The sequence below is a fragment of the Streptomyces sp. NPDC088745 genome, assembly GCF_044751045.1.
Taxonomy (GTDB): Bacteria; Actinomycetota; Actinomycetes; order Streptomycetales; family Streptomycetaceae; genus Streptomyces; species Streptomyces cremeus.
Genome location: NZ_JBIVLB010000005.1, coordinates 479,106 through 497,848 on the forward strand (window position 1 = coordinate 479,106; position 18,743 = coordinate 497,848).

At 68.5% G+C, this 18,743-nt stretch carries 19 protein-coding genes and 1 pseudogene; 9 read left to right on the top strand and 11 right to left on the bottom strand.

Annotation, left to right across the window (positions count from 1 at the left end):
• Positions 1-150 precede the first annotated feature (150 nt).
• The 3 genes from ACIP93_RS17330 to ACIP93_RS17340 all read right to left on the bottom strand — a co-directional run bounded on the left by ACIP93_RS17330 (position 151) and on the right by ACIP93_RS17340 (position 3,011).
• Positions 151-840 carry a pyridoxamine 5'-phosphate oxidase family protein gene (locus tag ACIP93_RS17330; protein WP_401759682.1) on the bottom strand — a complete coding sequence of 230 codons (690 nt, stop codon included), beginning with the start codon at positions 838-840 and terminating at the stop codon, positions 151-153.
• Positions 837-2,021 (bottom strand): globin domain-containing protein, encoded by a 1,185-nt coding sequence (locus ACIP93_RS17335; protein ID WP_401759685.1) that lies wholly within the window; start codon positions 2,019-2,021, stop codon positions 837-839. Before ACIP93_RS17335 ends, ACIP93_RS17330 begins: the two co-directional genes overlap by 4 nt.
• Positions 2,022-2,609: 588 nt before the next feature.
• Positions 2,610-3,011 carry a hypothetical protein gene (locus ACIP93_RS17340; RefSeq protein WP_401759687.1) on the bottom strand — a complete coding sequence of 134 codons (402 nt, stop codon included), beginning with the start codon at positions 3,009-3,011 and terminating at the stop codon, positions 2,610-2,612.
• A gap of 415 nt (positions 3,012-3,426) precedes the next feature.
• On the opposite strand from ACIP93_RS17340, the gene ACIP93_RS17345 reads away from it, so the two are divergent.
• On the top strand, positions 3,427-3,696 hold the full coding sequence (locus tag ACIP93_RS17345; RefSeq protein ID WP_345218975.1) for a hypothetical protein: 270 nt from the start codon (positions 3,427-3,429) through the stop codon (positions 3,694-3,696).
• A gap of 98 nt (positions 3,697-3,794) precedes the next feature.
• Here the strand turns inward: ACIP93_RS17345 and ACIP93_RS17350 are convergent, their stop codons facing one another.
• On the bottom strand, positions 3,795-4,382 hold the full coding sequence (locus tag ACIP93_RS17350; RefSeq protein ID WP_401759690.1) for a sigma-70 family RNA polymerase sigma factor: 588 nt from the start codon (positions 4,380-4,382) through the stop codon (positions 3,795-3,797).
• Positions 4,383-4,656: 274 nt separating this feature from the next.
• Between ACIP93_RS17350 and ACIP93_RS17355 the strand changes: the two genes are divergently transcribed.
• Both ACIP93_RS17355 and ACIP93_RS17360 read left to right on the top strand, forming a co-directional pair.
• Entirely contained in the window at positions 4,657-4,986 is a 330-nt protein-coding gene (locus ACIP93_RS17355) for a beta/gamma crystallin domain-containing protein (RefSeq protein ID WP_401759693.1), read from the top strand.
• A 138-nt stretch (positions 4,987-5,124) separates the two neighbouring features.
• Positions 5,125-5,523: a hypothetical protein gene (locus ACIP93_RS17360; protein ID WP_401759695.1), complete on the top strand. Its 399-nt coding sequence runs from the start codon at positions 5,125-5,127 to the stop codon at positions 5,521-5,523.
• Between the two features lie 301 nt (positions 5,524-5,824).
• Here ACIP93_RS17360 and ACIP93_RS17365 read toward each other — a convergent pair whose 3' ends face one another.
• Positions 5,825-6,085, bottom strand: coding sequence for a hypothetical protein (locus ACIP93_RS17365; protein WP_401759698.1), 261 nt, complete (start codon positions 6,083-6,085; stop codon positions 5,825-5,827).
• 109 nt (positions 6,086-6,194) lie between these two features.
• Here ACIP93_RS17365 and ACIP93_RS17370 point away from each other — a divergent pair, with 109 nt between their 5' ends.
• From ACIP93_RS17370 to ACIP93_RS17380, 3 genes and pseudogenes are all read left to right on the top strand, one after another.
• Positions 6,195-6,809: a TetR/AcrR family transcriptional regulator gene (locus ACIP93_RS17370; RefSeq protein WP_401759701.1), complete on the top strand. Its 615-nt coding sequence runs from the start codon at positions 6,195-6,197 to the stop codon at positions 6,807-6,809.
• A 763-nt stretch (positions 6,810-7,572) separates the two neighbouring features.
• Positions 7,573-7,929, top strand: a pseudogene (locus ACIP93_RS17375) (transposase); the annotation flags it as partial.
• A 9-nt stretch (positions 7,930-7,938) separates the two neighbouring features.
• Positions 7,939-8,313 carry a hypothetical protein gene (locus ACIP93_RS17380; protein WP_401759704.1) on the top strand — a complete coding sequence of 125 codons (375 nt, stop codon included), beginning with the start codon at positions 7,939-7,941 and terminating at the stop codon, positions 8,311-8,313.
• Positions 8,314-8,395: 82 nt separating this feature from the next.
• Here ACIP93_RS17380 and ACIP93_RS17385 read toward each other — a convergent pair.
• Positions 8,396-9,210 (bottom strand): IS5 family transposase gene (locus ACIP93_RS17385; RefSeq protein WP_401759783.1). Its coding sequence is split into 2 segments (ribosomal slippage): positions 8,396-8,868 and positions 8,868-9,210, totalling 816 coding nucleotides; the frame shifts between segments, so codons are not numbered across the junction.
• A 346-nt stretch (positions 9,211-9,556) separates the two neighbouring features.
• Positions 9,557-10,365 (bottom strand): IS5 family transposase gene (locus ACIP93_RS17390; RefSeq protein WP_401759707.1). Its coding sequence is split into 2 segments (ribosomal slippage): positions 9,557-10,017 and positions 10,017-10,365, totalling 810 coding nucleotides; the frame shifts between segments, so codons are not numbered across the junction.
• Between the two features lie 380 nt (positions 10,366-10,745).
• On the opposite strand from ACIP93_RS17390, the gene ACIP93_RS17395 reads away from it, so the two are divergent.
• Positions 10,746-11,873, top strand: a complete 1,128-nt coding sequence (locus ACIP93_RS17395; RefSeq protein ID WP_401759709.1) for a serine hydrolase domain-containing protein — start codon at positions 10,746-10,748, stop codon at positions 11,871-11,873.
• A gap of 25 nt (positions 11,874-11,898) precedes the next feature.
• Here ACIP93_RS17395 and ACIP93_RS17400 read toward each other — a convergent pair whose 3' ends face one another.
• The 3 genes from ACIP93_RS17400 to ACIP93_RS17410 form a co-directional block, all read right to left on the bottom strand.
• On the bottom strand, positions 11,899-12,507 hold the full coding sequence (locus tag ACIP93_RS17400; protein WP_401759711.1) for a transposase: 609 nt from the start codon (positions 12,505-12,507) through the stop codon (positions 11,899-11,901).
• Positions 12,471-13,019: a helix-turn-helix domain-containing protein gene (locus ACIP93_RS17405; protein ID WP_401759714.1), complete on the bottom strand. Its 549-nt coding sequence runs from the start codon at positions 13,017-13,019 to the stop codon at positions 12,471-12,473. Before ACIP93_RS17405 ends, ACIP93_RS17400 begins: the two co-directional genes overlap by 37 nt.
• A gap of 119 nt (positions 13,020-13,138) precedes the next feature.
• Positions 13,139-13,936, bottom strand: a complete 798-nt coding sequence (locus ACIP93_RS17410) for an AAA family ATPase (RefSeq protein WP_401759716.1) — start codon at positions 13,934-13,936, stop codon at positions 13,139-13,141.
• A 270-nt stretch (positions 13,937-14,206) separates the two neighbouring features.
• Between ACIP93_RS17410 and ACIP93_RS17415 the strand changes: the two genes are divergently transcribed.
• Positions 14,207-14,461: a hypothetical protein gene (locus ACIP93_RS17415; RefSeq protein WP_401759786.1), complete on the top strand. Its 255-nt coding sequence runs from the start codon at positions 14,207-14,209 to the stop codon at positions 14,459-14,461.
• A 994-nt stretch (positions 14,462-15,455) separates the two neighbouring features.
• Here the strand turns inward: ACIP93_RS17415 and ACIP93_RS17420 are convergent.
• Positions 15,456-17,987, bottom strand: coding sequence for a Helicase associated domain protein (locus ACIP93_RS17420; protein ID WP_401759719.1), 2,532 nt, complete (start codon positions 17,985-17,987; stop codon positions 15,456-15,458).
• Positions 17,988-18,298: 311 nt separating this feature from the next.
• Between ACIP93_RS17420 and ACIP93_RS17425 the strand changes: the two genes are divergently transcribed.
• Complete coding sequence (locus ACIP93_RS17425; protein WP_401759722.1) at positions 18,299-18,544, top strand: hypothetical protein; 246 nt, start codon at positions 18,299-18,301, stop codon at positions 18,542-18,544.
• The last annotated feature ends 199 nt before the right edge of the window (positions 18,545-18,743 follow it).

Here is an 18,743-nt window from a genome sequence, read left to right on the forward strand (position 1 = left end):
AAGTCACCGAGGCGCAGCTGCGGAACCTGTTCGGCGAGCGGGACCGCCACCCGGACGCGGACCAGATCGGGGCCGACCGGCTCGCCGCGGGCGATTCCCCGAAGAAGGCATATCGGGCCGGCCGGTGCCGAAAGCGCGGCCGGGATCCGTTCAGTGTTCGTGCGAGCCGGTCAGGGGGAGCTCGGCCGCACGGGCGTGCGCGGGGCCGGCGGGTGCCGGGGCGGGTTCCGCCTCGCCGGTCGTGGGCGCCGCGACCGGTTCGGTGAAGTAGTCGGGGTCGCGGGGGCGGGCCCGGGTCAGCCGCAGGGGGCGGGGGGCCGGTTCGAGGTGCGGGATGTGCTTGGAGCAGTGCACGTACGCCTCGTGCAGGGTGATGTACGTCCACAGCACTGCCTGCCGTCCCGGAGCGGGGTCGACGGGTATCCAGGGGTGGGCGGCGCGTAGCTCCTGTTCTCCGAGGAGCCGGGCGGAGCCGTTGACGTGCAGTCCGATGTGGTCGCGGGTGAAGTCCATGAAGAGCAGGCCGATGTGCGGGTTCTCGGTGATGTTCCCCGCGCTGGCGAGGACGCCGTTGCCGCGGTACTCGGGGTAGGCCAGGGTGTGCTCGTCCAGGACCGTGACGAAGCCGGGAGGGCCGGCGCGGAAGGTGGCGTCGCAGTGCCCGCGGGCGTCGGCGGTGGAGAGGAAGACCATGGACTGGCGGCCGATGAAGTCCCGCATGGGCGGGGTGAGGTGGGGGTGGACCTGCCGGTCGTAGAAGGCGTCGGCGCGCTCGCTGGTGCCCAGGTGGGCCTGGAGCAGGCGCTCTCCCTGCGAGGGGGCGGCGTCGGGATGGGTCACGGTGCGTCGGTCTCCTGGACGGGTCGGGGCGGGGAGAGGGGAGCGTCGAAGAGCGGTGTGTCGAGCGGGTCGTAGTGGATGTGGGCCTCGGGCGTGCCCTGCTGAAGGAGGGTGTGCACGGCCGCGGTGACCATGCCGGGCGGCCCGCACAGGAATGCCTCGTGCTGGTTCCAGGGCCCGAACTCGCGCAGGACCTGCGGGAGTGTGCCCATCTGCCCGGGAATGTCCTCGTGGGAGACGGCCCCGCGGACGGACAGCCAGTGGTGACGCTGCGCCAGGCGCAGCATGTCGTCGAGGCCGTAGAGCTCCCGGGCGGTCCGCGCACCCACGAACAGGTCGGCGTACCGGCGCATGCCGGAGGCGGCCGCTTCCTCGAGCAGGGCGCGCATCGGTGCGAGCCCGGTGCCGCCGGCGACCAGCAGCAGGTCGCGGTCGCCCGCGGCCGCCAGGGTCATGTCACCCTGCGGGGGCCCCAGCCGTACCCGGTGTCCCGGGGTGGCGTGGTGGACGAGCGCGGTGCTGACCCGGCCCCGGTGGACCGCGCGGACGTGGAAGGTGAGCGTGTGGTCCGCACGCGGTGGGTGGGCGGGGGAGTAGTGCCGCCAGGTACGGGGGTACCAGGGCGTTTCCATGCTGACGTACTGCCCGGCGACATAGGGGTAGGGCAGGTCGGGCCGGACGGTGATCTCGGCGATGCCGTCTCCGCGGTGTACGTGGTGCACGACCTCGGCCTCCCAGGTGGCCGGCCGCAGGCGGGTGTCATCGGCGGCGGCCGCGGTCATCACCTGGGCGGCGACGGTGTAGGCATGTGTCCAGGCGGCGCCGACCTCGGCGTTCCACGCGGTTCCGGCGTAGCGGGTCAGGGAAGCCAGCAGGCATTCGCCGACGGCCGGGTAGTGCGCCTCCAGGGCCCCGAACTTGCGGTGGTCGCGCCCGAGCCGGGAGCAGAACCGTACGAGGTTGTCGACGTCGTCGACGAGATCGATGATGCGCAGCAGCCCGCGCAGCAGCCGGTCGCGCTGGACGTCCATATTGTCCGGGAAGAGCGTTCGTACGGCGGGATAACGGGCGAAGAGGACGGTGTAGAAGTAGACGGTCATTTCCGCCGCCCGGGGTGCGACCACCGCCAGGCTCGTGCGGATGAGGGAGATCTCCCGGTCCGTGAGCGGCGCGGACGTCACGACCGCCCCTTGGACGGTGCCGGGCGACGGTACGCCCCCCGCCGGAGAGCGGAGACGGTGTGCGGGAAGCCGGGCGAACCGCAGGACGAGCGGAGCTCCGGGCCTACCGGATGTGCTGACACGAAAACGTTCTCAATCGTCGGAGGGAGACTCATTCCACTTGAAGCCGCATGCGTCGAAAATGTGATCAGCGGACGAGTCATTGTGCACGGTGTCCGACGAAGTGGAACCTCCTACCCCGCAAGCCCGTTGGCAGCGGAGTGCCCTCGGGTGTCTTGGTGCTGGTCAGAGGCGTGAAGCCGGGCCGGAGGCGGGAACGGGGGCCCGGTCGTGGTGGCGGCGGGTCAGCCCGCCGCGGCGCGGCCCGTCCACCGTCGCCCGCCACCGGCACACGGAACGCGGGAACGGGCCGGCATCCCGGCCGGCCGTTCTACATGCTGAGACTTTCGGTTCCGCTTCGGCGCCGGAGGCCGATACCGACCGGGTGTAATGCCTCGTCACCCGGGTGCGTACCCACCCGGGTTCACCGACACGATCGTTGCCTCCGGGCATGTCCGCCGCCCTCTGCAGTCCCGCAGGCCCGGGAGCTCAGTCCTCCGGTTCCGTCAGTACGGCCGCCAGCCGCCCCAGCCGCCCCAGCCGCCCCAGCCGGGCGCGGACGCGAACGGCGGTGCGGTACTGGCCGACCGCGAGGACCGCGAAGACGCTTGCCGCGATGCCCACCCAGGACGAGTTGTCCCGGACCAGCATGACGGCGGTGGCCGGCACGGAGACCGCCAGGCCCGCCACCCAGCCCGCGCCCGCCCGCTGCCGGCCGATCCGGACCCGGATCAGTTCGGCCGTGATCCGCCAGGCCCGGGGATCGGCCGGAATCCGTTCCTGCCGCACGTACCGCAGTAGCACCGCCGCCTGTCGCACGGACGCACCGGTCCTCTTCTGCAGACGCACCAGAATCCGGTCGTTGGCGAGGGCCATGAGTACCGAAAGCACCAGGCCGAGCGATATCCCCCCTGCCCAGCCCGTGACCCCCGCCGCCCAGCACAACCTGCGGTCAGGGCGCACCCGCCGACTGTCACCAGCGCGAACGACGCGGGCCGCGTGTCGTGCCGGCGGCCCTCGACCTCCCAGTCGACATCGCTCACCGACGAAGCCCCGGGGCCCGCCCCCGGCCCTGAGCCGGGTACCGGACCTGGATCAGACCCCGAGCCAGGTCCCGCATCGGGGTCGGCGTCGCCACCGGGTCTCGCGCCGCTCACCGCACCGCTCCGTCCTGCGGGCTCGGGCACCCTGCCGCAGGCGGATGGTACGGATCCGACGCGCCCCGCCAACTCACCGTCCGAAAACACGCGCAACGGGTCGGTGGCCGACCCTGGCCAAAGCCGGTGCGCACGGGCAGGATCACGCCATGCCCGCGAGAAGAGACGAACTGCCCTTCCCCGTACCGCTAGCCACCGTGGACACCGCCTCTCGTGACGGTGACTGGCATCAACGAGTGGTCTACTGGTCGGACCAGAAACCTTCGTTGCCGGCAGCGTTCTCCTCCCTCTCCGTGAACGCCGCCGCGGACGGAGCCGACGAGGTTCTAGGGGTCAAGGCGGAATGGGCCGGGGGCAGCAGCCGGCACGCCGGGTGGTACGCGTACGGCACGGCGGTGTGGTACCAGGAGGGAACCTGACCGACGCCGCACGCTCTGGCGCGGACCGCGTGCGCACCGACCACTTCCGGGCCGACCGGACAGGACCGGCCCGGCGACGTCGCCGCCCATGAGCCGGTTCACCGTGCCGCCGCGGCTACTTCGCGCGCACACCTTGCTTCTCCAGCGCCCCGCGCAGCGCGCGCACGGCGTAGAAGGCGCGGCTCTTGACGGTGCCCGGCGGTATGCCAGAGGTGCTCGGCCGCCTGGGCGACGCTGCATTCCAGGGAGTACATGAGGCGGATGACGGCCCGCTGCTGCTCGTTCAGTTGCCGCAAAGCCTCCAGCACCGCATGGGAGGTGATCGAGGATTCCGTGGTGTCCCGGGAGGTATCCAGGTCCTCGGCCGGCATGAACTCCAGCGACCGGATCTGCTGGCCCCGGTGGTGATCGATGACGAGGTTCCTCGCCACCGTGTACAGCCACGGCCGGATGTGCTCCCGCCGGGTGCGCAGGAACCGGGCGTGCTTCCAGGCGCGGGCCGCGGTCTCCTGGAGGATGTCCTGCGCCTTGTGCCAGTCGCCGTCCAGCTGTCGCGTGGCGTACTGGAGGATCAGCGATCCGTACCGGTCGTAGATGTCGCGTACGAAGGCGTCGCAGTCGGTGTCCGGTACGACGTGGTGGGCATGCGCCCGTTCCGGGGCGAGGGGAGTGGTCCCCGCTGCCATGAGCCCGTTCATGTGTCGCACCCGTTCCTGTTCAAGTGTGCTGCTGCGGCGTGCTCTTCCCGTACGAGCGGGCGAGCGGCTCCACATTTGCCGCGCCCCCTTCGCTGCACCTTGTCGTCTCCTTGTCGCGCCCTTCGGCGAGCGGCGAGGGACCGGAGCCGGGCCACCAGCCGCCGCCACCTCCAGGTGAACCGGAGCGCCCTCCACCTCGTTCAGCGGACCGAACGGTGTTGCTCGCCGACACCCCGACTCCAGTGGAAGGAACACCTCACTCATGAAGCGCACCATCTCCCGGCTCGGCCTGGTCCTGACAGTGGGAGCCACGACGGCTCTCGTGTCCGTCTCCCCGGCTGCCGCGGTCAACCAGACGGCCTGCGGCGACCGTACGGACCTGGTCAAGGTGTGGTTCGACGGCGACAGGACCGCGTGCTTCGCCAACGCGGGCGTCATGGCTCCGGGACTGCCCCGGGTTTCGCGCGTCACCTCCGGCAACAACCACATCGAGATACTTCTCGGCGATCACGTGCGGGTCCTGCCCAAGTGGTCGGGCATCCGCGACGTGGAGGGGCTCGGCGCGACGCTGCACATCCTGCAGATCCGCTGACCCCGCGGGCGGTCGTCGGCGCGCGGACGACGTACCGCGCGCCGGCCGTGCCGAGGACGGCAGCTCAGTCGGCGCTCCGCCCCTCCCTCACGGCCGGCCGACCCCGAGCCGGAGCCCGGTCGCGGGAAGGCGATCGACATGACGGCGCTGCGGGCCCTGCGGAAGTCCCGCACGGACCTGGAAGCCCTCGATCTCACCGCCGACCGGCTGCGCCGCATCCGGGAGGCGGCCACCAAGACGGTCAACGCCTCCCGTGCCCGCGCGAACCGCCACACCGCACAGACCGACGCCGCCGCGGTGCGCCCGGACGACCAGCAGGCGCACCACCCACAGCAACCCGGACCGCACCGCGGCCGGAAGGCCGGGCCACTGAGCAGACCCGATGGCGCACACCCGGTGGGGTGGATCCCACCGCTTGAGAGTGGACGACACCGTGAGCGGCATCCACTCCACCGAGTGGAGCCCACCGAGTGGAAGTGGACGACCTCAACGGGCGTGGGGCCGCATATCCACCCGGTGCATTTGTCTTTGACCTGAGCTCAGGTCAAGGAGAAACGCACCGTCTTCATCCGGTCCACCGCACCGCTTCCACCCGGTGCGCGCACCACTCCCGCACGCCCCCCGCACCATCACGCCGAGTGGAGGCGCACCGCGCCGGTGCGGTGCGTTCCACCGCGCTGGTGCGCGTCGGGCGTGGGTTATGGGCGCGCGGTCATGGACTGCATGGTGCGGGCCCGCTCCAGGTGTGCGTCGTGCATCGTCTCCAGGCAGTCCGATGCCGTGATCACTCCCGCCGTCCTCCGAGGCATCCCAACGCGTCGGCCAGGCCGAAGACCCCTCACGCGCGATGATTCGCTCGCCTCCGCGCATGGTGAGCGCGCGCCGCCATACCCAGCAGGACTACACCCGCGAAGCCGATCAGGAGTGTTGTCCACTCGGGCATATGAGCTGCCCGCAGGAGGCCGGCGACACCGAAGCTCGTATTCCACCCGGCTTCCGTGATGGCCGAGCCGAAACCCTGGACAACGAGGATGGTGCCGAACAGCCACAGCAGTCCTTCGCCTGAGCTGCTTTTCGACCTCTTGAGCTGCTTTGCCATGGGTGGCTTCCCCTCTCGGCGTAGACACATCGTTCTGATGCGTTCGCATCACATCGTGCAGTGCGATCGGGATATGATGCAAGTGCATCGAAAAAAGAAGGAGCAGACCGTGCCCAAGCAGGTCGATTACGAGGACCGGCGCCAGCGCATCGCCGACGCGGTCTGCACCCTGATCGCATCCTCCGGAATGGAGGCTGTCAGCCTCCGCGATGTCGCCGCCCAGGCCCACGTGTCCATGGGTGCCGTCCAGCGGTGCTTCCGCAACAAGCAGGACATGCTGCTCTTCGCCCTGGAGCACATCACCCAACATGTCAGCGAACGTGCCGACCGGCGCATCGCCGCCACCTCCACCCCCGAGGCCGCTTCGACTCTGCTCTCCCACACCCTGGCCGAAATCGCCCTGCTCGACGAGGGATCGACGAAACAGGCCCACGTCTGGCTGGCCTTCGTCGCCCAAGCCCCTGCCAGCGAGAAACTGACCGCGGTGCTGCACGAGACCTACGCCAAGCTCCACGACCTCGTGGTGTGGCTCATCCGCTACGGCCAGGACACCCAGGAAGTTCGCCAGGACCTCGACCCGGACCTTGAGGCGCAAACGCTCCTCGCCCTGGCCGACGGCCTCACGGCCCACGTCCTGGCAGGCCATCACACCTCGACTGCGGCGCTGGCCGTCCTCCAACACCACATCGATCGTCTGCTGGAAGACTCGCCCGCCTGCGGCTGACACCTTCAGCCAACGTCATCCGCCGAACCAATTCGTTGCAGAACACCGTGCATGGGCCGCAGCGCCCAGAGCGGAAGTGCACAACACATTGTTCTGCGAGCCACCAGGCAGACGACGGCTGACAGAGCCTCATCATCGACCGTGACGCACGCCCGTCCAGCAAAGCGCGCCGAGTGCGCACGGAGTACCACCGTTCGCAGTGTTTACTTCGCGCGGAATCCGGCTTTTCCGCCGGGCCGGTGCACAGGAGCAGGCGGGATCCACAACACGGGAATGAGCCAGCACTTGTACCAGATCTGCCCGCCATGCCGGACAGTTCCTGGAATGCTGTGTCCGCTGTACAGCACCGCCTCTACCGCCCAACCCACGTGCAGATCACGGGGGTGACGGAAGGGGCCGGCCCGACCCGCTCGTACGCAGCGACACTGACGCCTCCCCGACGCTGTCCGTCTCCAGCAACGAAGCCGGGCCGCATGCGACCACAGTGGAATTGGCCAACAGGGTTCTCAGCTCAGGTCAAGGAGAAACGCACCGTCTCCTCAGCAGTACGCGGAAGCCGAGGACGTAGTCCGCAACCTCCAGAGCGCCCTCACCTGCATCGCCTCCGCCTGAACTCATACCGTTCCACCGGCGACCGCACCGAGTCCCCTGCTCCTGCCGCCGGGCGTACCACTCGTTCCCCACCGCACTCACGCCGCGCTCCGCCTCGCGGTGCCCGCCATCCGTCACATCCCCCTGCCTGTCGAACTCCGGGTATTTCGCCGTCACGCAGCTCATGCCTCTCGTCGACGCGATCCCCTGGGTTCGGGGCCGAGTTGGCCATCCGCGTCGCACACCGGACTCGCTCTTCGCTGACCGCGGATACGACCACGGCATCTACCGTGCGAAGGTCCACGCCCGGGAGATCGTGTCGGCCATCGCCCGCCGCAGTACCCGTCACGGCAGTGGTCTGGGCACCTACCGCTGGGTTGTGGAACGGACTTTCGCCTGGCTGCACGGGTTCAGACGGCTGCGCGTCCGTTGGGAACGGCGGGCCGACGTCCATGAAGCCTTCCTCAAACTCGCCTGCTGCCTCATCACTCGTCGACAGCTTCGTTCGAGGACCAGTTGCTACCAGTAGCCTGCCGACATGAATGAACAGACGTCCTGCAGGCCCGGGATATGCAAGCCGAGCGAGCTGCGGAATGTCTACGAGCTCCTGGAGCAGGTGAGACTGCGCCCAGGAGTGTGGGTGCGCTCCAGCTCCCTTCAGCACCTGGACTCCCTTCTCGTCGGCTACGCAGTTGCCTCGGAGATCAACAACAGTGCTGAGCATTTCGACTTCTGGAACGGTGGCCCTTTCTCCGAGTGGCTGTGGAGGCGGATGGGCATGGTCTACCCCAGCAACCTGGGCTGGGCAGTCGAGATCGAACGTGCTGCGGAGTCGGCGGGTACCCCAGCGATGGAGATGTTCTTCTTTCTCTTGGACGAGTTCCGTGCTGAACGCGATCGCCCGCAGAGGTAACCCGGCCCCAGGCCGACGCAGTCTGCGCGCAACTCCTTCCCCGGCTATTCCTTCATTCTGTTAGGACTTCTTAGACCATGTCCTACACGGCCAGTTTGAGGAGCCGTTTGTAGCAGCAGAGGGCGGCGGCAAGTCCGAGAAACGCCAGGTAGTTGGTGGGCTGGCGTTCGTAGCGGTGGTTGAGTCTGCGGTAGCCGGTCAGCCACGACATGGTCCGTTCGATGACCCACCGGCGGCGTCCCAGCCGTTCGCTGGACTCGACGCCTTTGCGGGCGATGCGGACCCCGATGTGCCTGCCCCATAACCATTTCCGCAGGTGAGGGATGTCGTACGCCTTGTCCGCGTAGAGGCGTTGGGGCTTGGAATCGGCTGCATGGGATTCGTGTCCCATATGGAAATGGGCGAGGATCGGCTTCAGCGCGAGACTGTCGTGGGTGTTGGCCGCGGAGATGCCGACGCGTAGGGGCAGTCCGTCCGCCTCGGACAGGACGTGCATCTTGGTACCGGGCTTACCCCGGTCCACGGGGCTCGGACCTGCAAATTCGCCCCCTTTTTAACCCTGACGTGCGCGGAGTCCAAGACCGTCCGCGGCAGGTCGACCAGGCCCTGCTCGTCGAGAAGCTGAAGAATTCTCTGGTGCAGCCGGCCCCATACCCCGGCCCTCGACCAGATGACGAATCGCCGGTGCACTGTCGACTTCGACGCTCCGAAGCACGGCGGCAAGGCCCGCCATGCACAGCCGCTGACCAGTACATACACGATGGCAGCGAACACGGCCTCGTCATCAATGCCCACGAGCCCGCCGCCCTGCGGGCATACCCGGGCAGGTGGCAGCAACGGCTTCGCGATCTCCCACAATCCCTCCGGAACGATCCATCCCCAACGCGTACTCCCCATGACCAGGTATTGCCCCAACTGGCCATGTAGGAGACGGTCCTAGCCATCCCATCAGCCGTGAATCGGGTGGCTGCGCAGGGCGAGGGCATGCCCTCGCCGCCGGCTCCGCCGTTGCGGGGAAGGTCCAGGGGCAGTTGGTTGAGGTTGCTCAGCACTCCGCTGCCCTGCGTCGTGCGGGCCACGGCCGTGACCTGCTTGTTCATGTTGATCATCGTGTTGTCGAAGGCGGCGTTGCCGATCCCCACGATGTTCTCGCTCGCTGCGGCTGAGGCGGCCGGAAGGGCTGCACCGGCGGCGATCATCCCCGTGACTGCGGTCAGACGGAACGTGATGCTAAGAAGACATCTCATTTGGTGAGTCTGCGGTAGCAGATGAGGGTGCAGGCGATGCTGGTGAAGGCGAGGAAGTAGGCGGCTTTGCGTTCGTAGCGGCGGTGGAGGCGGCGGCAGCCGGCGAGCCAGGCCATGGTGCGTTCGATGGTCCAGCGGTGGCGGCCCAGGCGTGGTGAGGACTCGTCTCCCTTGCGGGCGATGCGGTGGGTGATGCCGCGTTCGCGTAACCATCGCCGCAGGTGGGCGTAGTCGTAGCCCTTGTCGGCGTGGAGCTTTGCGGGCTTGCGGCGCCGTGGGCCGCGGCGTGATCGGATCGGTGGGATGCCCTTCACGAGGGGGACCAGGGCTTGGCTGTCGTGCAGATTGGCCCCGGAAATGCCGACGGAGACGGGCAGACCGGAGCGTTCCGTGATCAGGTGGATCTTCGAGCCGTACTTGCCCCGGTCGACAGGATTCGGACCCGTCAGGTCCCCCTTTTCAGGGCCCGCATGTTCACCGAGTCGATCGCGCACCGCGACCAGTCCAGCCCGCCACGGGCACCGAGTTCGTCGAGGACCAGGCGGTGGAGCTTGGCCCACACCCGGGCCTTCGACCACTCCGAGAACCGCCGGTGAGCGGTCGCCCCGGACGGACTGAACGACGCGGAAGGCAGCTGCTGCCAGGTACAACCCGACGTCGCCACGAAGACGATCGCGGCCAGCACCTCCCGGTCGCCGTGCCGCCGCCGACCACCACCCTGCGGCCGCGACGGCGCCTCCGGCACCACCCTCTGGAACAAGTCCCACAACTCGTCCGGCACCAACCGCTCAACGATCCCCACCATGACCCACAGAATACCGGCCAAGCCAAATGAGATGATCTTTAAGCGGAGCCGATGAAGTTGGGTGTGCTGGCTAGGCGTCCTGCGGGAGGAACGTCATGGGGAAGAGCCATCGTGTTGAGCTGACCGATGATCAGCGCCCTGACCTGCACGGCTGCTGGCTCGCAGTGATCTGAGTGCGTTACGCCTGGCAGCGGGCCGCATGCATCCGCTTCCCGTCGCCCCTGCCGGGGCGCTCCCAGGGATAACCCCGACCCGGCGTGCGGTGCCGCTCAGGGGGCACCGAGGGATCGACTCCTCCTCGACGACGACCTCGATCGAACCACCGGGGTTCAGGATGGATCACGCCAACTCCGGCGTAGCCCAGTGCACTTGGAGCCTCCGTGACCCGTCGCACCCGCACCGCCCTTGCCGCCGCTCTCCTCCTCGGCCTCACGGCCGGCCCTCTCGCGGCACCCGCTCTCGCCCAGGGGCGGCCCGTCGTGGCCGAGCAGAGAGGCCCGGACCGTACCGCCCTGAAGGAAGCGCTCAAGGGGCTCCCCGACGCCCAGGCCACTTCCGCGATCGTCCGCGTCGGCGGCCACGGCACTTGGCGGGGCAGCGCCGGCGTCCGGGACATCCGTACCGGAGCGAAGGCCATCGGCAACGCCCGCTTCCGGGCCGGTTCCACCACCAAAGTGGTCACCGCTGCCCTCGTCCTGAAGCTCGCAGCCCAGGGCAGGATCGGCCTCAACGGCACCGTGCAGCACTACCTTCCCGGGCTGCTCACCCGGGACTTCGCGCCCATCACCGTACGTCAGCTGCTCAACTACACCAGCGGCCTCCAGCCGGGGAAGTCCCTCGGAGACACCGTCGACGAGGCGTACCCGCACCGCTTCGAAACCCTCACCCCCCAGGAGGTCGTCGCCGCCTCGGTGGCGAAGGGGCCCCGCCACGCACCCGGTGCGGAGCAGCACTACGGCAACCACCACTACCTCGTGCTCGCGATGCTCGTCGAGAAGGTCACAGGCGACACCTACGCCCACCAGGCGCGGGTGCGGGTCCTGCGGCCTCTCGGCATGCGCGACACCTCCTTTCCGGCCGGGGGCGACCCTCGCATCCACGGCCCCCACAACCGCGGGTACGAGGACATGGGAGGCCGCCTCGTCGACGTCACCGAGTGGAACGTCTCCGATCGCTGGGCCGCGGGCGACATGATCTCGTCGCTGCCCGACCTGGAGAAGCTGATGGTGGGGCTGTTCGACGGCAGGCTCCTGCCGAAGGCTCAGCTCGACGAGATGTTCGCGGTTCCCGATCTGCCGGGCGCACGGTACGGGGCCGGGCTGGAGAGGATTGTGGTGAACGGCCGTGAGGTCTGGGGCAAGACCGGTGCCCGCCCCGGCTACCACACAGTTGTCGCCGCGACCCGTGACCTGTCCCGGACCCTCGTCTACTCCGTTACCGCCACCGACGCCCACACCGACGGCCTCGCCCTCGCCCAGCGCTTCGCATTCCCGGCCTTCAACAGTTGAGGGGCGTGCGAGGCGAAGAAGGGTGCTAAGCGGTCTGAGTCCAGGGCCTCACGGATGCTCGGATCCGGTCGCGTTGGCAGGTCAGGACCTCGTCGACGGCCTGGCCGATGGCGTCGGTGCTGGTCTGGGTGCGCTGCGGGTAGTTCGTGTACTTCGCCTGACGCCAGACGAGTTCGATGTCGTTCAACTCCGGGCTGTAGGGCGGCAGGTAGAACAGCTCGACCCCGATCTTCGCCAGCTGCCGGCGGCGGCCTTTGAAAACCTTGGCCGTGTGGGTGGAGGCGTTGTCGAGCACGACCGTGCACGGCCGGTGCCGTTCCCAGACCGGCATGACGTCGGCGGCCAGGTCCAGTACCTCCGCGCCGCCGCCCAGGCCCGCCAGGCGGGCAAGGACGAACGCCAGCAGCGCGCCAGCGTCGATCTTGCCGTTGGTGCGCTCCCAGACGAGATCCGGCTCGGTGCCGAAAACCTTGGCGCCGAGCACGTTGACCCGCCGGTTGCGGGTGTCCTCCTTGGGCACCACGGCTCGCTGCCCGATCCGCGACCAGGTGTAGCCGGTGGGCATGGTCGGGGCAAAGCCGGACTCGTCCAGGAAGATCAGGTCCCGCTCTCCGGCATGTGCGGCCTGCCGCAAGGCCGCAAGTCCTCCAGCTGGGCCCGGGCGGCCTGCTGGAGGACGGGGTCGGCCTTGTGCCGCACGCTGTCCCGGGTGCGTTTCCAGCGGAAACCCTCGTGGTGCAGCAGCTCGTTCAGCCAGTCCGCGGAGATGAGCACCCCGCGCTCGACGCGCAGCCAGTCGCACAGGACCGCGGCACTCCAGGTGATCCCCTTGGCTGCGGAGTCGTCCAGCAACTCGACCAGTGCCGCCCGGTCGACAGGTCCCAGCAGCCTTGCCGGACGGCCGGAACGCGGCGCATCGGGCAGCCCTGCGATCCCGCCCTTCTCCAGGCGGTGGACCGCGGCACGGACGGTAACTGGATGGCACTCCAGCAGGTCGGCGACTTCAGCAGTGCTCCTGCCACGGTCTAGGAAGCGGATGCACTGGGCGCGCTGCCGGGTGTACGCGGTCAAATCGCGGCGGACCAGAAGCTCGTGCAGGTCACGGCGCTGATCCTCGGTCAGCTCAACGTAGAGGATGTTCGGCATGAAGTCTCTCCCGAAGGACCCCTGCCCACAACGCGAGCAACTTCATCCGAGCCGCTTAGCGCTGCTCCGCGGAAGTTCGTGGAGGGGTGCCGAAGGCAGGTCTGGGCACGTCGGATGTCTCAGGCGAAGGAGAAGTGCGCGGCGGCTTTGGCGGGCGTGGTTGCCTGGCGACGTCCGGGGACATCGTGGACAGTGGTTGCGTCCTCGGAGCGGAGCTGGCCGGCACTGGCGTATCGGGCCATGGCCGCGGCGTAGGCGTGGATGTCTGCGGCGGTGAGGTCGGTGCGGCCTCGCCCGGTGTACTGCTGAAGGAGGTCAGTGACCTTCGGGTTGAATCGCAGCATGGTCACCGGGGCGTTGAAGCTCCTGGCGATGGCGATGAGTCGTTCGCGTGCTTGCGGGGTGACGTTCGTTGACTCAGCTACTGCGCTGCGTCCGGTGGCGAGTCTGGCGATGATCCTGCGGTCGCGTTCTTCGAAGATCCGTGCGTCCGCCACGTCGGATTCCGCTCGTGCGGGTGAGGTGCCGAAAAGCTCCGCGCGGATCTCATCACTGGACACCACGGCTTCCGCGTCGATCTGCCGACGTGCGATCAGCGCCTGGACGAAGCTGGTCTTGCCCGAGGCTGGTGGGCCGACAAGGACCACGAGTCCTGTCGGCACCTGGATGGCCGGCACGAGAGCGTTGAGGTAGAGGGCGCCTGCGCAGTCGAGGGCTTCCTCCGGGGAGCCGACCGGCAGTCCGCTGGGCAGGACGTTGTCCCGGTAGCTGTCGTTGCTGGCCAGGTAGAGGGCGAAGCCCCAGGTGTGCGGTACGCCGGTGAAGCGCAGTCGGCACAGCGGCAGACTCTCCCCGCAGGGCAACTCTGCTGCCACGTAGGCGAATCCTGCGCGAAAGCGGATCGTGATGGCGTCCACGTGGGGCCAGCCTGCGCGGGCGTGGTGGTTCAGACGCTGGCGCAGGTGGTGCTGCATCGATTCCGCAGGGCCCTTCGGCACGGGCCCATCCTGCCGGATGCGGCAAAGGAAGCACAGTGCACACGGCCCTGAAAGACATAGGGGGTTGAATCGCGCCCAATCTACGCACGGCGTTGCCCGCACAGCGCGTGCCCGCGAAACACAGCCGTCCCACCACCCGGATGGCCCCCGCTGTACCGTTCCTGCACACGACGCCGCGTCCCGCACCACCTGGTCGTCGCCGAACCCGTCCAGCAACGCGAGCGTCCGCGCCGCAGCCCGCGTACGCACCGCGACTACGCCGAGCTGGTCGGCGGCCCGCTCGATGGGTTGCTGCTCGACATCACCGGCTGGACCGCGGACGAGGTCAGTGAGGGTGCCGCGCTGATGACCGAGCTCGGGCAGTTCGGCGCCGGCGGGCGCACTCTGTACGACCCTCGGCCCGGCGAGCGGAACCGATGGGACTGGTCCGGCGACTCTCCCTGATGCCGGGGCTGGGTGCAGCATGTGCGCCCGGCCCCGGCGCCCGCCGCCGGTCAGCCGATCAGCTTGTGCAGCACGGGAACGCAGCCTCCAGCGGTCACCAGGCCCGCCGCGACGGCTGCGGGTACGGACTTGTCGGGGAGGAACATGAGGTCGCCCGTTGGCCAGGACCATACTGCGCCCCCGTGGCCAACAAACTTAGGGCGTGTGATCTATGAGGAGCAGCGCTTCCCCAACGACTTAACGGGGGAATACCTGTGATGGTAGGAATAGTAGACAACGGTGCTCCCGGTGTCGATCCTCTCCTCACGTGTGGGCCCGTGGGTGAGCCACGTGAACGTATTAAGAAACGTGAAGTTGGCTCGCGAGAACGGCGCGGTTGTGCCGCACAGGCTTGCCCAGTGAGGAGACCAGTCGTCCCTTCCGCCTTTCCAGAACTGAACGCTGGTCGGCTGGCCAAAGCCCTCGGGGACGCGGACGGTGTAGGTGCGGACCTCGCCTCGTTCGAAGTCGTCCCCCGAAGGTCAAGTTCCGTCCATGCCGAAGCTGTTCCCTGCGCGTTGAACAGGCGGGCCTCAACATCGCTATCAGTGCCACTATTTGTAATTCCCGATGTCGCGACGGTGAGGCGATACGAGGCGGCTGCCGCCTGTTCCTGAGCACTCGAAATGCCCGTCGGCAAGACAAGCGCAGTAATGGCGGCTACTTGCATAAAGCGGTGGTGACGCATACCAGGCTCCTAGAGCTCACAAAGCGAGAGCGTTGTTTGCAGAGGTATGCCCTTTCCGGGGCGGGGGCAACGCAGAGGGCGGATAACTGCGCGTAAACACTCCTTATGGAGGAGCGCGAACCCGCGAGGGTGGGGCGCCTGGTCATCGGTCAATGCCCTATCTGGTATCAGCCGCGTGCTCCGGATCGCGTACGGGCGTCTGCGTCTCGGCGGCCGGGGTGCGCATGATGCGCCAGCTGGTGCGCGGCGCGGTGGGGACGAGCGCCTTTACGTCCACCGCATGCCGATTGTGGACAGCTGCTCGACCCGTTCGGGGGACAGCCCCGCCGCTCTGCTGCGTTGGTTGTTGACCCATGCCCCCAGCCGGTACTGGTCCTCCCGGCCGCCGTCCTCGGCGAGCACGGTCTCCACATGCTTGCGAGGAACTTTGAGGTGGCCCTCGCGCTCGAAGAACTGCCGGGCGGCAGCGAGGTGGGCGTTCCATTTGTCGGCCTGTGTACGGGGCCGTCGCGGTTTCTCGTCCTCGGCCGCGGGTGTGATCCCGAGGACCTGCTCGCACATCCACTGCTGCACGGTGGTGAGCTGGTCCCACCCGTGCCGGACCGACTGCACCCACCGTCCGAGATCTTCGCCCTGGCGCAGGACCTCACCCGCCCCGGTGGGCAGCGTCTTGCCCGCGTTCAGGTGCATCCGCACGAGGTGGAAGCACCTCTGCCAGGTGACCGGCCAGTTCGGGCACCAGGACGCGTCGATCTCCTCCAGCTGCTCGCGCCGGGTGTCCGACAGCGCCCCGGCCGACGACCCCACCGGCAGCCCCTCCGCGCGCCGCTGCTCGATCTCGGCAGCCTTCCGGGCGGCGGCCCGCGCGTTTTTCAGAAAGATCCCCACCCGGTACCCCTGGAAGGTGGCGTCCAACGGCGCCAGCAGGTGGCCCGCCTCGGCCGCCCATCCGCGCGCCGCTGCGAGGCCTTCCTCCCACGCGACGTCGAAGTGCGACCAGATCATGCCGAGCTTCTCCAGCTGCGCGACGCGGTCCTCGTCCATGTCGCCGCGGGCGTAGAAGCGGCGGGCGTCGGCGGTCCACTGCCCCAGCGGGAACCCGGCGAGCGAAGCCGGCCACCCCGCGCCTGCGGCCTCCTGCTCCTGGTCGTTGACGGCGGGTACGCGGAACGTGAACGGGACGCGGAGGTCGCCGTGTTCGCGGGCGTAGATGACGGCGGCTTCCACGCCGCGCCGCCAGTGCTCGTGCTCGGGGTTGAGGACGCGCAGGTTGATGAACGCGGCCAGCTGCGCCGGGTCACGCGGCGTGGAGAACTTCAGCAGCGCCTTGGCGGGGGCGCTGACGCCCCCGGAGCCCTCGCCACTCCCGCCCGTGCTCGTCCCGTTCTCGTCCTTCTTGCTGACGGGCTGGTAGCGGCTCGGGGCCTGCTGCTCCGCGAGGCTCTCCACGATCCGCGCGTCGTGCGCCCGCAGCGCCTCCAGCAGCTTGGCCAGCCCGCCGAAGGCACGGGAGGTGAGCATGTTGTCCGCCGTCTCGCCCGGCCCGAGCAGTACGGGCACTACGAGCGAGGCGACCTTGCCCTCGCCCGGGTGCATCCGCAGCGCCCGGCCCACCGCCTGGACCAGGTCGGGCATCGACCCACGTACGTCAGCCCAGTACACGGAGTCGCAGTGCTTGGTGTCGACGCCTTCGCCCAGCACTTTCACCGAGCTCAGGAAGCACTTCTCCACGACGGTGCCGTCCGTGGCGATCCCGGCTGCGAACTCCCCGAGGAGCCGGCGGCGGTGGAGCGGTTTGTGGTCGCCGCACAGCCAGTCCGCCCAGATCGTCTTCGGGTACAGCTCCGGGTCGGATGCGTGCAGCTGCGCGGCAACGTCGGGGAGGCCGGCCGCGAACGCTTCGGCTTCCTTCACCACGTGGTGGAACACGAGCGTGCGCCGGAAGCCCTCTTCCGAGGACGCCTTCACCAGGGCGGTCTGCAGCGCGGCGAGCCGGGCCCCGCGCACCTCCTCGGACCGCGACTCCGCGCCCAAGAGCTGCGTGGCCTGGAGGGCGGTGTCGGTGACGTCGACGCAGACGACCTGGTAGGGGGCACAGATTCCCCGGTCGATTGCCTCCGAGAGCGTCAGCGTGAAGGCCCTGCTGCCGAAGGAGCCCTTCGGGTCGTCTTCCATGCTCGCGACCAACTCGCCGGGTGCGCCGGCCTCGTCCTCGTCCCCGAGCTGCCACAGCCGGGGCGTGGCCGTCATGTACAGGCGGCGCAAGGAGGGGATCTTCTGGTTGTCGTGGACGACTGCCCATGGCTTTCCGATCCGGCCCGAGACGCGGTGGGCTTCGTCCACGACGATCAGGTCCCAGGCTGCGAGGCCGGCGGCGTGTGCCCGCTCCAGCGTGCCGAGGCCGAGGGAGGCGTATGTGGCGTAGACGGTGACCTTGTCCAGACCGCGGGTCCACTCCACCAGCTCGTCCACGTCTGTGGTGTTAGGGAAGGACACTTCTTCACCCCGCAGCGAGGACACCCCGATCATCGGCCCCCGGCGGCCCCCCTCCTGCCACGCGGCCTCGGTCTGGGCGAGCAGGTCCAGAGAGGGCACGAGCACCAGAATGCGACCCGCGTGGAGCTCCTCCGCGCTGCGGACCGCCACCCGGGTCTTCCCGGACCCGGTCGCCATGATCACCTGCGTCCGAAACCCCCGCTCGGGCACGAGCGATCGTGCAGGCAGTTCGAGGGCGCGTACGACCGCGTCGATGGCTTCTCGCTGGGCTGCTTCGCGCTGATCAGTGTGGTGAGGGGGCACCGTATCTGCCTGCCTTCTTATGGAAGTTGCCCAGTCTCCTGGAGCGATGGGTGGCGGGAAACCTGCACGTGGAGCACTTGCGGTGGCTACGGACGAAATGCTTGACGGCAGGGTTTCTCGACGTACAGCGAGTACCGGAAGGATCTTGTGGTGGATCCCCGAGAGACGTTCAAGTTCCACCAGGCGGTGTGCTCTAATTCCAGAGTCTATCTCAAACGCAAAAATGAAGCAGATGTTACGACGGAAGCCCGAGAGGTGAACTGACGGCATGACGGCGAGGGCTGTGGGCAGCAGCTCGGCATGAAGAGCGAATGGTCGAATCAGTCAAGCGATACTTCTCCGCAGAGCAGACGGTCGGGCAGCTCAAGTTTTCGTGCTGGGTGTTTGTCGTATTCGCAGTTCTCGAGCTGTTCGGCTTCGTAACGACCCTGATGGAACGTCAACCGAGCACCTGGACGCTGTTATGGACCGGGGTCGGCACGGTCTTCTTCCCCGCCATGCTCCTCCTGGCGCGACGTGAGATGCGCAAGAAGCGTCAAGCCACCGAAGACGCTTGACGCTTCCCCTCGTCGCTGCTCGGGCCGTGAGGCCCGTGGGTGGGTCGCGCGGAGCGTGGCACGTCTGCCCTGCGGGGGAGTTGGTGGGCTGCCAGCGGGTGGCTGGAGCGAAGCAGAGGCCACGGGACGGCCGGAGGCCGGCCCCCGAGGCGCGGAGCGGCCCGGTTTCCCTGGGCTCCCGGAGCGGAGCGGAGGGAGC

Coding starts and splice junctions, on each gene's coding strand:
- ACIP93_RS17355 (WP_401759693.1), top strand. CDS start 4,657: ATGAAGCGCACCATCTCCCGGCTCGGCCTGGTCCTGACAGTGGGAGCC.
- ACIP93_RS17350 (WP_401759690.1), bottom strand. CDS start 4,382: ATGGCAGCGGGGACCACTCCCCTCGCCCCGGAACGGGCGCATGCCCAC.
- ACIP93_RS17405 (WP_401759714.1), bottom strand. CDS start 13,019: ATGCCGAACATCCTCTACGTTGAGCTGACCGAGGATCAGCGCCGTGAC.
- ACIP93_RS17360 (WP_401759695.1), top strand. CDS start 5,125: ATGACGGCGCTGCGGGCCCTGCGGAAGTCCCGCACGGACCTGGAAGCC.
- ACIP93_RS17380 (WP_401759704.1), top strand. CDS start 7,939: ATGAATGAACAGACGTCCTGCAGGCCCGGGATATGCAAGCCGAGCGAG.
- ACIP93_RS17425 (WP_401759722.1), top strand. CDS start 18,299: ATGGTCGAATCAGTCAAGCGATACTTCTCCGCAGAGCAGACGGTCGGG.
- ACIP93_RS17345 (WP_345218975.1), top strand. CDS start 3,427: ATGCCCGCGAGAAGAGACGAACTGCCCTTCCCCGTACCGCTAGCCACC.
- ACIP93_RS17365 (WP_401759698.1), bottom strand. CDS start 6,085: ATGGCAAAGCAGCTCAAGAGGTCGAAAAGCAGCTCAGGCGAAGGACTG.